General features: G+C 62.6%; 15 protein-coding genes. 9 read left to right on the top strand and 6 right to left on the bottom strand.

The features are described 5' to 3' along the window. Position 1 precedes the first annotated feature (1 nt). Positions 2–589 carry an arsinothricin resistance N-acetyltransferase ArsN1 family B gene (locus ACZ5U1_RS07075; RefSeq protein ID WP_464777786.1) on the top strand — a complete coding sequence of 196 codons (588 nt, stop codon included), beginning with the start codon at positions 2–4 and terminating at the stop codon, positions 587–589. Here ACZ5U1_RS07075 and ACZ5U1_RS07080 read toward each other — a convergent pair. The 4 genes from ACZ5U1_RS07080 to ACZ5U1_RS07095 are packed head-to-tail and all read right to left on the bottom strand — an operon-like array spanning position 586 to position 3,153. After that, entirely contained in the window at positions 586–1,617 is a 1,032-nt protein-coding gene (locus ACZ5U1_RS07080; RefSeq protein ID WP_464777787.1) for a nucleotidyltransferase domain-containing protein, read from the bottom strand. The genes ACZ5U1_RS07075 and ACZ5U1_RS07080 overlap by 4 nt on opposite strands. Beyond that, complete coding sequence (locus ACZ5U1_RS07085; RefSeq protein ID WP_464777788.1) at positions 1,614–2,477, bottom strand: HprK-related kinase A; 864 nt, start codon at positions 2,475–2,477, stop codon at positions 1,614–1,616. The genes ACZ5U1_RS07080 and ACZ5U1_RS07085 overlap by 4 nt, the downstream gene beginning before the upstream one ends. After that, the gene (locus ACZ5U1_RS07090; protein ID WP_464777789.1) at positions 2,474–2,755 is read right to left on the bottom strand and encodes an HPr-rel-A system PqqD family peptide chaperone; all 282 of its coding nucleotides are present in this window, start codon (positions 2,753–2,755) and stop codon (positions 2,474–2,476) included. Before ACZ5U1_RS07090 ends, ACZ5U1_RS07085 begins: the two co-directional genes overlap by 4 nt. 59 nt (positions 2,756–2,814) lie before the next feature. Next, positions 2,815–3,153, bottom strand: coding sequence for a hypothetical protein (locus ACZ5U1_RS07095; RefSeq protein WP_464779986.1), 339 nt, complete (start codon positions 3,151–3,153; stop codon positions 2,815–2,817). A 200-nt stretch (positions 3,154–3,353) separates the two neighbouring features. Here ACZ5U1_RS07095 and ACZ5U1_RS07100 point away from each other — a divergent pair, with 200 nt between their 5' ends. From ACZ5U1_RS07100 to phoB, 7 genes are all read left to right on the top strand, one after another. After that, a complete protein-coding gene (locus ACZ5U1_RS07100; RefSeq protein ID WP_464777790.1) occupies positions 3,354–4,607 on the top strand; it encodes an ATP-binding protein in 1,254 nt (417 codons plus the stop codon). Between the two features lie 145 nt (positions 4,608–4,752). Next, positions 4,753–5,808 carry a substrate-binding domain-containing protein gene (locus ACZ5U1_RS07105; protein WP_464777791.1) on the top strand — a complete coding sequence of 352 codons (1,056 nt, stop codon included), beginning with the start codon at positions 4,753–4,755 and terminating at the stop codon, positions 5,806–5,808. A 9-nt stretch (positions 5,809–5,817) separates the two neighbouring features. Then, on the top strand, positions 5,818–7,212 hold the full coding sequence (pstC, locus tag ACZ5U1_RS07110) for a phosphate ABC transporter permease subunit PstC (RefSeq protein WP_464777792.1): 1,395 nt from the start codon (positions 5,818–5,820) through the stop codon (positions 7,210–7,212). Beyond that, entirely contained in the window at positions 7,212–8,456 is a 1,245-nt protein-coding gene (pstA, locus tag ACZ5U1_RS07115; protein ID WP_464777793.1) for a phosphate ABC transporter permease PstA, read from the top strand. Before pstC ends, pstA begins: the two co-directional genes overlap by 1 nt. A gap of 5 nt (positions 8,457–8,461) precedes the next feature. Further along, entirely contained in the window at positions 8,462–9,250 is a 789-nt protein-coding gene (gene pstB / locus ACZ5U1_RS07120; RefSeq protein ID WP_464779987.1) for a phosphate ABC transporter ATP-binding protein PstB, read from the top strand. Between the two features lie 16 nt (positions 9,251–9,266). Further along, positions 9,267–9,962 carry a phosphate signaling complex protein PhoU gene (phoU, locus tag ACZ5U1_RS07125; protein WP_464777794.1) on the top strand — a complete coding sequence of 232 codons (696 nt, stop codon included), beginning with the start codon at positions 9,267–9,269 and terminating at the stop codon, positions 9,960–9,962. A gap of 2 nt (positions 9,963–9,964) precedes the next feature. After that, positions 9,965–10,666, top strand: a complete 702-nt coding sequence (phoB, locus tag ACZ5U1_RS07130) for a phosphate regulon transcriptional regulator PhoB (RefSeq protein WP_464777795.1) — start codon at positions 9,965–9,967, stop codon at positions 10,664–10,666. Positions 10,667–10,768: 102 nt separating this feature from the next. Here phoB and def read toward each other — a convergent pair whose 3' ends face one another. After that, entirely contained in the window at positions 10,769–11,299 is a 531-nt protein-coding gene (gene def / locus ACZ5U1_RS07135; protein ID WP_464777796.1) for a peptide deformylase, read from the bottom strand. Positions 11,300–11,347: 48 nt separating this feature from the next. Continuing rightward, complete coding sequence (recR, locus tag ACZ5U1_RS07140) at positions 11,348–11,944, bottom strand: recombination mediator RecR (RefSeq protein ID WP_464777797.1); 597 nt, start codon at positions 11,942–11,944, stop codon at positions 11,348–11,350. A 53-nt stretch (positions 11,945–11,997) separates the two neighbouring features. Between recR and fmt the strand changes: the two genes are divergently transcribed. Further along, complete coding sequence (gene fmt / locus ACZ5U1_RS07145; protein WP_464777798.1) at positions 11,998–12,906, top strand: methionyl-tRNA formyltransferase; 909 nt, start codon at positions 11,998–12,000, stop codon at positions 12,904–12,906. Positions 12,907–12,988: the final 82 nt, after the last annotated feature.

Here is a 12,988-nt window from a genome sequence, read left to right on the forward strand (position 1 = left end):
CATGACGGCAATCATAAGAACGGCTGTTGAGGACGATGCGCCTTACATCTCAGCGATCTACGCCCCTTATGTTCTGAATACCGTAATCTCGTTCGAAAGCGTGCCGCCAGACGCTGAGGAATTCAGCTTTCGGATGGCCGATTGCTTAAAATATTACCCATGGCTGATCGCCGAGGTGGATGGTCGGATAGTCGGATATGCCTATGCCGGACCCCATAGTGGCCGGGCGGCTTATGATTGGTCGGCGAATATCTCCGTCTATCTGGCGGCTGATCATCATCGTCGCGGGATCGGGAGGCGTCTCTACGACATACTCGTCCAGATATTGCGGCATCAGGGCTATCACAGCCTCTTCGCGGGCATAACTCTTCCGAACAGCGCCAGCGTTGCGATTCACACCGCGTTGGGCATGAAAGAAGTAGGCATCTACAGGGAAGTCGGCTTCAAATTCGGTCAATGGCATGACGTGATGTGGATGGGGATGGCGATTTCTCCCTCTACCGAACCTTCTGGAAAGCCGACGCCTTTCCCCTTACTCGGCAATCTTCAGAATATTGTTCCCGATCTGCATGTCCCGGCCGGGCGCTAGGCGGGTCGGTGCCCTTTGCGCCACTTCGTCAGCAAATGCCGGACCAGCATCATCGGGGGCATGCGCAGCCAGTGTGACCGGACATAAAATGCAAAGCGCAGCAGCTTACGCCTTTCACGCCCCCAACCGTCCCGAGCCAGCAGACGCGCTATGAAAAGGCGGTCGCTCCAGCTCGGGTGATAGTCCACTTTAATGGGCGAGCGAAGGGGCCGGACAGGCGTGCCAAACAGGAAGTGCGCCAGTCTCAGCGCGCGCAACACCACCGCATATAATTGATGCTCCGCCGCCCTTTCAAGCAAGCTAAGATCAAAATCCTGCTGACCCTCCCCAAATTCGCGGCACAGGCAGTGAATATCCCACAGGTTGCGCAAACCGCCCGCCAGATCACCATCCGCAAACAAGTGCGCGGCGGAATGGCAGATCATATCCTCCGGCGACAAGACCGATAGCCGATCAGTCACCGGCACCGCGTCCGCCAGCATCGCCTCCGCGTTCGGCCTCGGCCGCGCGGTCAGCGGCAGGATCGTATGATGCACATCGATCATCCTGTCCCGATCGCGATGGATCATCGGCGGCAGTTCATGCATCCATTGCCGGTAATAGGCGTCGTCATAGGCGTCCTCCTTGACCCACTCCCACCCCGCCGCGATCAACCTGTCCTCGACCTGCTTCAAACGGCCGCGCGGAACCATAATGTCGAGATCGCCGATAAACCGCCCCGCGCCTGCCCTCAGGCGAGCGGCCGCATAGACAGTCCCCTTCAACAGCAGCACCGGCTCCCCCAGCGCTTCGGCAGCCCGATCGGCTTCCCATAGCGCCTGCCGGGCTTCCCGCTCCGCATCCAGCCGGGCATCTGCCAGAATCGGCCGCACCTTCTCGGGCACCAATCCTTCATCGACGAGCATGGCCAGCGTCCCGATCAGTCGCTCAGCCCGAGCCGCCGCGATCAAAGCATTCCACCCGGCACTGTCCAGACGCCTGACCGACCCCGGATCGCGGAGCGACCTGACCAAAAGCGCGGCGCTCATGTGAGTTCTTCCCACAACTGCTCGACCATCGCGATGGCCTCATCGCCTGAGGGAAAGTCGATCGCCCGCGCGGGTACATGCTGGACGAACCGGGTTAGCGCGCCGAACCCCGCCTCTCCCAACGCGACATAGTTGGTGGACGCCTGAGTCAGGCGCATGAAAACCTCGCCCTGCCCCACTGGGCGAACGTCGGCGGCATGTCCGAAACGCGGGAAAAGCAGCAGGGCGGGCTTTGCCGCTTCCGTCATCCGCGCGACCGCATCGGGGCGAGGCATGAGGTGTCGAATGTCCCCCTTCGCCGTGCCAGCCATTAACGGCCCCATCCGCTCGGCCGAAACCTCCCCCGTGATCACATCTATGGCGCCGTTCTTGAGCGAAACGAGCCGAGGGAAAGGCAGTAATTCCCCGGTGGCCAAGTCCAGCAGAGCAAATTCATCACCCATGAGCCGCCAGCCACGTTCGCCAAGCTGTGCCGCGAGCGTCGACTTGCCCGACCCGGACTCCCCGGTCATCACAAGGGCGCGACCATCCTTCTCCACGCTCGACGCATGGAGCAGCAGGTGCCGCCGCCAACCCAGCGCCATTTGCAGGTTCATGCCCATTTCCGCCGCCAACAGCCCATGCGTCAAACTCATCGGCGCCGCATCGGCTAGGCCATGGTCGCCGGTGATGAAGATCGACGGCCTGACCCATCGCCGGACCATGCTCGTCGGTTCCAGCCGCACGGTGAAGTCAGCCACATTGTCCTTTGGCTGAGGATAGCCGTCGTACAGCTGCGCCAGCAGGTCGATCGGTTCCCGCCATGCTGAACCGATCCGAAATGACGCGGGGCCGATGGACAAGGAAAGCTGGTGCCTCATGAACAGCGCACCAGACCCAGCGCCGTCAGCCCTTCCAGATGAGTCTCGATTTCCGCAATCGCCTGCGCCCGCTCGCCCAGGTCATAGTGGCGTTCCAGCCGCGCATGCAAGTGCGCCGCTGTGGAGTCAGCTTCGTCATCCAGCGCCTCCAATATCTCTGGAGCGGGACTGACCATCATATGCGTCTGACCCGACGCGCGATGATAAAGGACAATGATGTCCTCCAACACGCACGCGGCTATGTCACTGTCTCTACGATAACGACGTTCTGCGGTCACAAACTGCTCTCAAACTCACTGGCGGCGCTCAGCTGTAGCGCACAGGAGTAAGCAGGTGCCTAACGCGGCATTTGCAATGATGCGTAGCAGGTGAAGCCGCTGGTTCCGGACTGAAGGCGCCGGATATAGTTCAGATACGCCTGATTCTGCTCATAGCTTGTGCCCGGCAGCCTGCCGCCGCGCAGAGCCTGCCGGACCTGCTCACCGCTATAGCCGCGCCCTTGCGCAGGGACGGCGCCCGCTGTCCCTGCCGGTACAAGCTGGCCATTGGGCGCGATATATTTGCCTGCACGCGCCTGATCGGGAACCGGAATGGTGCAGTTCAGCACGGACGCGGCGGTATTGGCCAAAGCCGGACGGATGGACACGATCGCTGATGCGGCAACGGCGCCACCCATCAGCAGCTGGCGGCGCGAAGGCGCGATCGAGTCGGCGTCCCGCTCCGTGGCCTCTGAAGACACGGAATCGGAAGCATGCTGTCCGGGCGATTGCTCTTTCATACCGTCCTGATCCGCTATCGCGCTTGCCAAAGCGTAAAGAATCCACGCTATTGCGCCAGCCATTGCAGCAAAGCAGCCAATAATCCAGCGCGGTAACCATGAATCGACTGAGCATTTCCCAGATCACGGCGTCGCTCGCCATACTGTTTCTGGCTACCGGAACCGCATTGCTGATGGGCGCGGCGTTTTGGGCGATCGCTCTTCCTGTGCTTGCGGGCATTGCCGTCCTGATCATCGCCGCGCAAGCGCCCACGTCCCGCCCTGCCGAGCCTGCCTCAATCGAACCTGTCACCGATATAGTCGAACATCCCGACTTCGCGGACATGATGGAGGCGATTGCAGACCCTCTGATGCTGATCGAGCGCGGACGGATCATCCGGACCAACCGGGCGGCGCAACGCTTGCTCGGCGCCCATATCGAGGGTGAGGATGCCCGCATCGCCATCCGCCACCCCGCCGCCGCCGAACGGCTCGCCAGCCTTGCGCCGATGAGCGAGGCGGTGATGTTGGAACTGGTGGGCCTCGGCACACGCGATCAACGCTGGCAGATGCGCATTGCACCGGTCGGCGATGATGCCGCAGTGCGTCGGCTGGTGCATCTTGCCGACCATAGCGGCGCCTATGCCGCCGAAAAGATGCGCGTCGATTTCGTTGCCAACGCCAGTCATGAGCTTCGCACGCCGCTTGCGGGGATTTTGGGCTTCATCGAAACGCTGGGTGATCCGGACCTGGGCCGCGACAATGATACGCGGCAACGCTTCCTCAAGATCATGGACGGTGAGGCGCGCCGAATGCAGCGGCTGATCGATGATCTCATTTCCCTTTCCCGTATAGAGGCGGAAAAATACCGCGTCCCTGACAGCCCCGTCGATCTTGGCGCCTTGGCTGCCGAGGTGGTGGGCGTTTTCCGGACGAGCCATGGCGACCGGGGCCGGGAAGTGGAGTTGGACGTCACACCCGGCCTGCCGGAAGTCGCGGGAGACAGGCCGCAATTGTCACAGCTGCTTCACAACCTGATCGGCAACTCGGTGAAATATGGAAAGGCCGGAACACCGATTCGCGTGAGCCTGACCGAAGGTCCGGGCGGAATGACCCGCCTCACCGTCGCCGACGAAGGCGAAGGCATCGGCCCGGATCATCTGCCCCGGCTGACCGAACGCTTCTACCGCGTCGATTCCGGGCGCAGCCGGGCTGTGGGCGGCACCGGCCTTGGCCTCGCCATCGTGAAGCATATTGTGGAGCGGCACCGTGGCCGGCTCGACATTGTGAGCGCGCCGGGAAAAGGGACCACGATCACGGTCCTGCTGCCGCCGATGCCCGCTGAAGAGAGGCTGTCAGTGTCCAAACATTGAATAAATTCTGCTCATCTTTTGAGCTTCCGCCCCCAATGTCATAAAAGTGCAATTGGACTGTCACAAAGGCGCGACCTACCGCGGCTACTGCGCGCCAAGGGGGGCAGCGATTGCGAATCGCGGCCTTTGACAAAGGAGACTATCCGTGAAGCATTTCGCTCTGATGGCCGCTACCGCAGCGGCCGCTCTTACTCTGGCCGGTTGCGGCGACCAATCCGGCGGCGGCGCCGGTGGCACGCGTGATCAGATCCGCGCGGTTGGCTCCTCCACCGTCTATCCCTTTGCAACGGCGGTTGCCGAAATGTTCGTTCAGGGCAATTCGGGCATGAAATCGCCGATCATCGAATCGACCGGCACCGGCGGCGGCATAAAGCTGTTCTGTGCTGGCGTCGGCGCACAGCATCCCGACATCGCAAACGCCTCGCGCCGCATGAAGAAGGCCGAGTTCGAGGACTGTCAGAAAAATGGCGTCAAGGACATCATCGAGGTCCAGATCGGCGTCGATGGCCTCGCCTTCGCGGAGTCAAAGGAAGGCCCCGGTTTCAAGCTGACGCCCAAGATCGTCTATGAAGCGCTCGCCGCCAACCCTTATGGCAAGGGTCCGAACAAGGCGGAAACCTGGAAGGATGTGGACCCAAGCCTGCCCGCAACCACTATCAGCGTCTTTGGCCCGCCGTCCACCAGCGGCACCCGCGATTCGCTCGCTGAACTGATCCTGACGAAGGGCTGCGAAACCGATCCGGCCATGAAGACGCTCAAGGAAAAGAGCGAGGACGAGTTCAAGGCTACCTGCACCCGCGTCCGCGAAGATGGCAAATATGTCGATTCGGGCGAAAATGACAATCTGATCGTCCAGAAACTCGCCGCCAATCCCAATGCGCTCGGCGTGTTCGGCTTCAGCTATCTTGAGGAAAACAAGGATAAGCTGAAGGACGTGTCCCTTAACGGCGTTGAAGCCACCTACGAAACCGTATCCACGGGCAAATATCCCGGTGCGCGCCCCCTCTACATCTATGTGAAGAAAGCGCACATGACCGCGATTCCGGGGCTTCAGGCCTTCCTCGATGCGTTCGCCGCCAACTGGAGCCCTGACGGAGCGTTGACGAAGCGTGGCATGGTCGCAGCACCCGATGATGTACGCAAGGCGAGCGCGGAAGCGGTGAAGTCGCTTACCATTCTCGACGGTTCGCAGCTCAAGTAAGCGGAAAATATGACAGGTCCTGCAATCTTCCTGCTGCTGGCAGGCCTGGGCGCCATCGCCTGGGTCAGTGCCCGGACGCGCGCGCTGCGGCTGCAAACCGCCGCGCGCGCCTCGGGCCGCCGCGATGCAGTGCATAGCCTTCCTGGCTATCATGGCTGGTATGTCGCGCTCTGGACGCTCATCCCGGCGGCGATCTTTCTCGCCGTCTGGGCGAACGTCGCCCCTGGGCTCGTCACTCAGGAGGTGCTCAGCAGCCCGGCTGCGCACAGCCTGCCGGCAGATGATTTCTCGCGCTCGGCCATATTGGGCGAAGCGCGCGCGATTGCCAGCGGTTCGCAATCGGGAGCGTTCAACCCGCTCTCGCAGGGCCTTGTCCAACCCTATAAGGACGCCATCGGCAAATATGGCATCGCGGGCGCGGCGCTCGCACTGGTGCTGGCCTTTGCCGGGGGCGCCTATGCCTTCACTCGGGTGCGGCCTGATTTCCGGGCGCGCACGCGGGTCGAACGGCTCGTGATGGCGGTGTTGCTTGTGGCATCACTCCTCGCGATCGTCACCACATTGGGCATCGTCGCGTCGCTGCTGTGGCAGAGCCTTCGCTTCTTCTCGATGGTGAACCCGTTCGATTTTCTCTTCGGCACCAAATGGAGCCCGCAATCGGCGGCGTTGGGCTACGGTAATGATGACGCGTTCGGTGCTGTCCCGCTCTTCTGGGGCACGATCTTCATCGGCGCGATCATCGCCATGGTCGTCGCCATCCCGCTCGGCCTGATGAGCGCAATTTATCTGACCCAATATGCCAGCCCCACAGTGCGCAAGTGGATGAAGCCCATCCTTGAGGTGCTCGCGGGCGTGCCCACCGTCGTCTACGGCTATTTCGCCGCGTTGACAGTGGCCCCCGCGCTACGCGATCTCGCCGTGGCGATCGGCATACAGGGCGCATCTTCGGAAAGCGCCTTGGCCGCTGGTCTGGTCATGGGCGTGATGATCATACCGTTCGTCTCTTCCATGGCGGACGACAGCATCGCCGCCGTGCCGCAATCCATGCGCGACGGCAGCCTCGCCATGGGCGCGACCACCAGCGAGACGATCCGCCGGGTACTGATCCCCGCCGCCCTTCCCGGCGTCGTCGGCGGCGTGCTGCTGGCCGTCAGCCGCGCCATCGGTGAGACGATGATCGTGGTGATGGCAGCCGGTCTGGCGGCAAACCTCACCTTGAACCCCTTCGCCAGCGTCACGACTGTCACGACGCAGATCGTTCAACTGCTGACCGGCGACCAGGAATTTGACAGCGCAAAGACGCTGGCCGCCTTCGCCCTTGGCCTCGTGCTCTTCGTCGTGACCCTCCTGCTCAACATCGTGGCCCTCCGGGTCGTGAAGAAATATCGCGAGGCTTACGAATAATGGCCACCAACCGCCTCCCGACCGATTGGAAGTCGGATGCAATGCGCAAGCGGATCGCCCGGCGCTATGCCTCCGAACGCCGCTTCAAGGCTGCCGGTCTTTTGGCCGTCGCGCTTTCGGCCGCCTTTCTTGCCTTCCTGCTGTTCAACATGCTGGGCAACGGCCTGCGCGGTTTCACGCGAACGGAAATAGCGGTGAAAATCGACTTCCCCGCGTCACCGATCTTGCTCGATCCGAACGCAATTACCGATCAGGCGCTCGCCAACGCGAACCTGCCGATGGTGACGGGCGATGTCGTGAAAAAGGCGCTGGGCGCGGATGCCGAGGAATGGGTGTCGCCCACGGCCTGGATTGTTCTGCGCGACGCTATCAAGGCCGATCCCAACATCCTGAGCCGCACCGAGACACTCAAACTGCCCGCAGCGACCACCATCGATCTGGCGGCAAAAAGCGAGGGTTCGCCCGAGGCCGAAGCGGCTGTGGAGCGCCTGAACAAGGCAGGCCTGCTCACGACCGGCTTCAATATGAGCTTCCTGTCCGCCAGCGACGGCACCGATCCGACACAGGTCGGCATCTGGGGCGCGTTCAAGGGATCGCTGCTGACGATGCTGGTGACGCTGGTGCTCAGCTTCCCGATCGGCGTCGCCACCGCCGTCTATCTGGAGGAATATGCGCGCAAGAACTGGCTGACCGACATCATCGAAGTGTCGATCAACAATCTCGCCGCCGTTCCTTCGATCATCTTCGGTCTGCTGGGCCTGTCGATCTTCTTGAACTTCCTGCACCTGCCGCGCTCCGCCGCGCTGGTCGGCGGCATGACGCTGGCGCTCATGACCATGCCGGTCATCGTCATCGCCGGGCGCAACGCGATCAAGTCGGTCCCGCCCAGCATCCGCGACGCAGCGCTCGGCATCGGCGCTTCGCCGGTCCAAGTGGTCTTCCACCACGTCCTGCCGCTCGCCCTGCCCGGCATCCTCACCGGTACGATCATCGGCATGGCGCGCGCGCTCGGCGAAACCGCGCCGCTGCTGATGATCGGCATGCGCGCCTTCATCGCCACGCCGCCGGGCGGGATTACCGATCCCGCGACCGTCCTGCCGGTGCAGATCTTCCTCTGGTCCGACGAAGTCTCCAAGGGTTTCGTCGAAAAGACCTCCGCCGCCATCATCGTCCTGCTGGTCTTCCTGCTCGCGATGAACGGCCTCGCCATCTACCTGCGCAACAAGTTCGAAAAACGGTGGTAAACATGATGCACGAACCACAGACACTGGTGCCCGCCACCGAAACCAAGATGACCGCGCGCGACGTGAAGGTCTTCTACGGCGAAAAGCAGGCGATCAAGGGCGTCTCGATCGACGTCGATATGGACAATGTGACGGCCTTCATCGGCCCGTCGGGCTGCGGCAAGTCGACATTCCTGCGGACGCTGAACCGCATGAACGACACCGTCGCTTCCGCCCGCGTCGAAGGCACGATCACCCTCGACGGGGAGGACATCTACGCCCCCTCGATGGACGTCGTGCAACTGCGCGCCCGCGTCGGCATGGTGTTCCAGAAGCCCAACCCCTTCCCCAAGTCGATTTACGAGAATATCGCTTACGGCCCGCGCATCCACGGCTTGGCCCATGCCAAAGCGGACCTCGACGTCATCGTCGAAAAATCGCTACGCCGCGCTGGCCTGTGGGAAGAAGTGAAGGACCGCCTGCACGACAGCGGCACCGCCTTGTCAGGTGGCCAGCAACAGCGCCTCTGCATCGGCCGCGCCATTGCGGTCGAACCCGAAGTCATCCTGATGGACGAGCCCTGCTCGGCGCTCGACCCGATCGCGACCGCAAAGATCGAGGAGCTGATCCACGAACTGCGCGGCCGCTACGCGATCGTCATCGTCACCCACAATATGCAGCAGGCCGCCCGCGTGTCGCAGCGCACCGCCTTCTTCCATCTGGGCGAACTGGTCGAATATGGCGTGACGAGCGACATCTTCACCAACCCCCGCCAAGAGCGGACCAAGGATTACATCACCGGCCGCTACGGCTGATCCGGGGAGAGAGATAATGGCAGAACATACGATCAAGGCGTTTGACGAGGAAATCGACAAGCTGCGCGGCCTCATCGCCGAAATGGGCGGCCGCGCCGAAGCGGCCATCGAGAATGCGATGGTTGCCCTCCAGCGGCAGGACAAGACGCTCGCCGCGCAGGTGGTCGCCGACGACAAGCGCATCGACGCCATAGAGGCGGAAGTTGAAAAGCTGGTAATCCAGGTCATCGCCCTGCGCGCGCCCATGGCCAACGACCTGCGCGACGTCATCGCTGCGCTGAAGATCGTCGGCGTGGTCGAACGCATCGGCGACTATGCCAAGAATATCGCCAAGCGCGTTCCCCTGATCGCCACCAACCAGCGCACGCTGGAGCCGGTCTCCCTCCTCCCCTCCATGGGTCAGGTAGCGGCCGAAATGGTGCACGACGCGCTCAACGCCTTCGCGGCCCGCGACGCCGATCTCGCCACAGCCGTGATCGAGCGCGACACGGTGGTCGATGATTTCTACAACAGCGTCTTCCGCAGCCTCGTCACCTATATGGTCGAAAATCCCAAGACCATCAGCGAGTGCGCGCACCTGCTCTTCATCGCGAAGAATATCGAACGGATCGGCGACCACGCCACGAATGTCGCGGAGATGGTCTATTACGCCGCGACCGGCCAGATGGCCCCGGAACGCGAACGCGGCGGCACCCAACCCCTGGAGGATTGAGCATGGCGAGAGCCAAGATGCTTCTGGTTGAAGACGACGCGGCACTCGCAGAACTTCTCATCTGGCATTTCAAGCGCGAGGATTTCGAGGTCGCCCACACCGTCGATGGTGAGGAGGCCTTGCTGCTGGCGCAGGAAAATGTGCCCGACATCGTCCTGCTCGACTGGATGGTGGAAAGCCTGTCCGGCATCGAAGTCTGCCGCCGTCTGCGCCGCATGAACGGCACGGCCAATGTGCCGATCATCATGCTGACAGCGCGCGGTGAGGAGGAAGATCGGGTTCGCGGCCTGGAAACCGGCGCCGACGATTATGTCACCAAGCCTTTCTCCCCCCGCGAACTGGTGGCGCGCGTCGGCGCAGTCCTCCGCCGCGTGCGCCCCGCCCTCGCTGGCGAAACGCTCACTTTTGCAGACGTGGAAATGGACACCGTCGGTCACAAGGTGCGGCGCGGCGGCCAGGTGATCCCCCTCGGCCCCACAGAATTCCGCCTGCTCAAGCATTTCCTGGAGCATCCCGGCTGGGTCTTCTCGCGCGAGCGGCTGCTGGACAGCGTCTGGGGTCAGGACAGCGACATCGAACTGCGCACGGTCGACGTCCACATCCGCCGCCTGCGCAAGGCAATCAACGCCGACGGCCAATATCGCGACATCATCCGCACGGTACGTTCGGCAGGTTACGCGCTCGACACGGATGGGGCTGCCTGATCTTTCCCGTCATCCCAGCGAAAGCTGGGATCTCGGGCCGGATTGCTCCCGCTTAACCTAACGAGATGCCAGCTTGCGCTGGCATGACCGATTAGAAAGCGCTTAGGCCGCCTTGCGCGCCTTCACCAGCTTCTTCATCAACATGTCCCGCTTCAACCGCGAGAGATGATCGATGAACAGCACGCCCTGCAAATGATCCATCTCGTGCTGCAAGCAGGTCGCCAGCAAGCCTTCCAGCTGCTCCTCATGGATGCGCCCTTCGCGATCCATCCAACTCGCCCGGATCGTCGCGGGCCGCTCCACCTCGGCATATTGGTCCGGTACCGACAGGCAGCCCTCATTATAGACTGACAGGTCCGCCGAACCCTCCAAAATCTCAGGATTGATGAACACCATCGGCTTTTTCACCGAAGGCGCACCCTCTTCATCCGATTCGGGCTCCTGCAAATCCATCACCAGCACACGCTTCGGCACGCCAACCTGTATCGCCGCAAGGCCTATGCCCGGAGCGTCGTACATAGTTTCAAACATATCATCGATCAGGCGTTGCAGATCGTCATCGATCGCCTCCACCGGAGACGAAATGTTACGCAGGCGCGGGTCAGGCGCCTCAAGGATTGGAAGAATGGCCATGTGGTTAAAATAGCCGCAATGACGGGCTTTTTCAAGCGACCGCCAAATTCACCCAAGAGGCCGCCGCGCCCGCAAAGCCTGCGCCAATGTGCCCTCATCCAGATAGTCGAGTTCACCGCCCACAGGCACGCCATGGGCCAACTGCGTCAGCCGCACCGGAAAGCGCTCCAGCCGTTCCGCCAGATAATGCGCGGTGGTCTGCCCCTCCAGCGTCGCGTTCATCGCCAGCACCACTTCATCAATGCCGCCCGCTTCGACTCGCGTCACCAGCGCATCGATGGAAAGGTCTTCCGGCCGCACCCCTTCCAGCGCCGACAATCGCCCACCTAATACATGGAAACGCCCCGGAAAAAGCCTCGACTTGTCGAGCGCCCACAGGTCCGCCACATCCTCCACCACGCACAGCGCGCGAGCGTCGCGGCGCGGGTCGGCACAGATGCCGCAGGGATCCACCGTATCGACATTCCCGCATAAACCGCACGTAACCAGCCGATCATTCACCGCATCAAGCGCACGCAGCAGCGGTTCCAGCGCGCTTTCCCGCTTCTTCAGCAGGTGCAGCACAGCGCGCCGCGCCGAACGCGGGCCAAGGCCCGGCAGACGGGACAGCGCCTGCGTCAGCGCATCGATTTCGGGAGAAGCCATGGAACCGAGATAGGGGCTTGCAAGTCCGGGGTCAAAAGAGTTGAGAGGCGACTATGCGCATCATCTACATGGGAACCCCGGATTTCGCCGTCCCCGCCCTCGTGACGCTGGCCAAGGCCGGGCACGAGATCGTGGCGGTGTACAGCCAACCACCCCGCCCCGCCGGGCGTGGAAAGGCGTTGCGTCCCTCCCCCGTTCAGGCTCAGGCGGAGGAGATGGGCATAGAGGTGCGCACGCCGATCTCACTCAAGGACGCGGCGGTGCAATCCACCTTTGCCGCTCTCAATGCCGATGTCGCGGTGGTAGCCGCCTACGGCCTCATCCTGCCGCGCGCCATACTGGAAGCGCCCCGTTCCGGCTGCCTCAACATCCATGCGTCCCTGCTCCCCCGCTGGCGTGGCGCGGCCCCGATCCAGCGTGCGATATTGTCCGGGGACAATGTAACCGGCGTCACGATCATGAACATGGAAGCGGGCCTCGACACCGGCCCGATGCGCGCCAAGCATGTGACCCCAATTGAGGACAAGACGGCTGGCACGCTCACCGCAGAGCTGGCGCAGGCAGGCGCTGAATTGATGGTCGAGGTCTTGGACGACCTCCCTGCGCACCCGCCCGTGTCTCAGCCCGAAGAGGGCGTCACCTACGCCGCCAAGATCGACAAAAGCGAAGCCCGTCTCGACTTCACCCGCGACGCGCATCAGGTCGAACGACAGATTCGCGCCTTCAACCCCTTCCCCGGCGCATTCCTGGAATATCGCGGAGAACGCTTCCGCATCCTCGCCGCCCAGGTCGAGGAACATGCCGGTCAGCCAGGCGAACTGCTCGACAACAGCCTGCTCATCGGCTGCGGCCACGGCGCGATCCGCCCCACCCTGATCCAGCGCGCGGGCAAGGGCGCGATGTCTCCGGGCGAACTGCTCCGCGGCTACGACATGCCCGCAGGGTCGCGCGTCGATGGTTAATCCCACTTCACCTCCCAACCGTCATCCCAGCGAAAGCTGGGATCTCAGGGGACGGCATGCCACATGGCCCAACATCCCAGCT

Source organism: Sphingobium sp. TomTYG72, from assembly GCF_055394715.1.

Excerpts from the sequence above, each read along its gene's own strand:
- ACZ5U1_RS07075 (WP_464777786.1), top strand. The coding sequence starts at position 2 with ATGACGGCAATCATAAGAACGGCTGTTGAGGACGATGCGCCTTACATC.
- ACZ5U1_RS07080 (WP_464777787.1), bottom strand. The coding sequence starts at position 1,617 with ATGAGCGCCGCGCTTTTGGTCAGGTCGCTCCGCGATCCGGGGTCGGTC.
- ACZ5U1_RS07085 (WP_464777788.1), bottom strand. The coding sequence starts at position 2,477 with ATGAGGCACCAGCTTTCCTTGTCCATCGGCCCCGCGTCATTTCGGATC.
- ACZ5U1_RS07095 (WP_464779986.1), bottom strand. The coding sequence starts at position 3,153 with ATGGGTGGCGCCGTTGCCGCATCAGCGATCGTGTCCATCCGTCCGGCT.
- ACZ5U1_RS07100 (WP_464777790.1), top strand. The coding sequence starts at position 3,354 with ATGAATCGACTGAGCATTTCCCAGATCACGGCGTCGCTCGCCATACTG.
- pstC (WP_464777792.1), top strand. The coding sequence starts at position 5,818 with ATGACAGGTCCTGCAATCTTCCTGCTGCTGGCAGGCCTGGGCGCCATC.
- pstA (WP_464777793.1), top strand. The coding sequence starts at position 7,212 with ATGGCCACCAACCGCCTCCCGACCGATTGGAAGTCGGATGCAATGCGC.
- pstB (WP_464779987.1), top strand. The coding sequence starts at position 8,462 with ATGCACGAACCACAGACACTGGTGCCCGCCACCGAAACCAAGATGACC.
- phoU (WP_464777794.1), top strand. The coding sequence starts at position 9,267 with ATGGCAGAACATACGATCAAGGCGTTTGACGAGGAAATCGACAAGCTG.
- phoB (WP_464777795.1), top strand. The coding sequence starts at position 9,965 with ATGGCGAGAGCCAAGATGCTTCTGGTTGAAGACGACGCGGCACTCGCA.
- def (WP_464777796.1), bottom strand. The coding sequence starts at position 11,299 with ATGGCCATTCTTCCAATCCTTGAGGCGCCTGACCCGCGCCTGCGTAAC.
- recR (WP_464777797.1), bottom strand. The coding sequence starts at position 11,944 with ATGGCTTCTCCCGAAATCGATGCGCTGACGCAGGCGCTGTCCCGTCTG.
- fmt (WP_464777798.1), top strand. The coding sequence starts at position 11,998 with ATGCGCATCATCTACATGGGAACCCCGGATTTCGCCGTCCCCGCCCTC.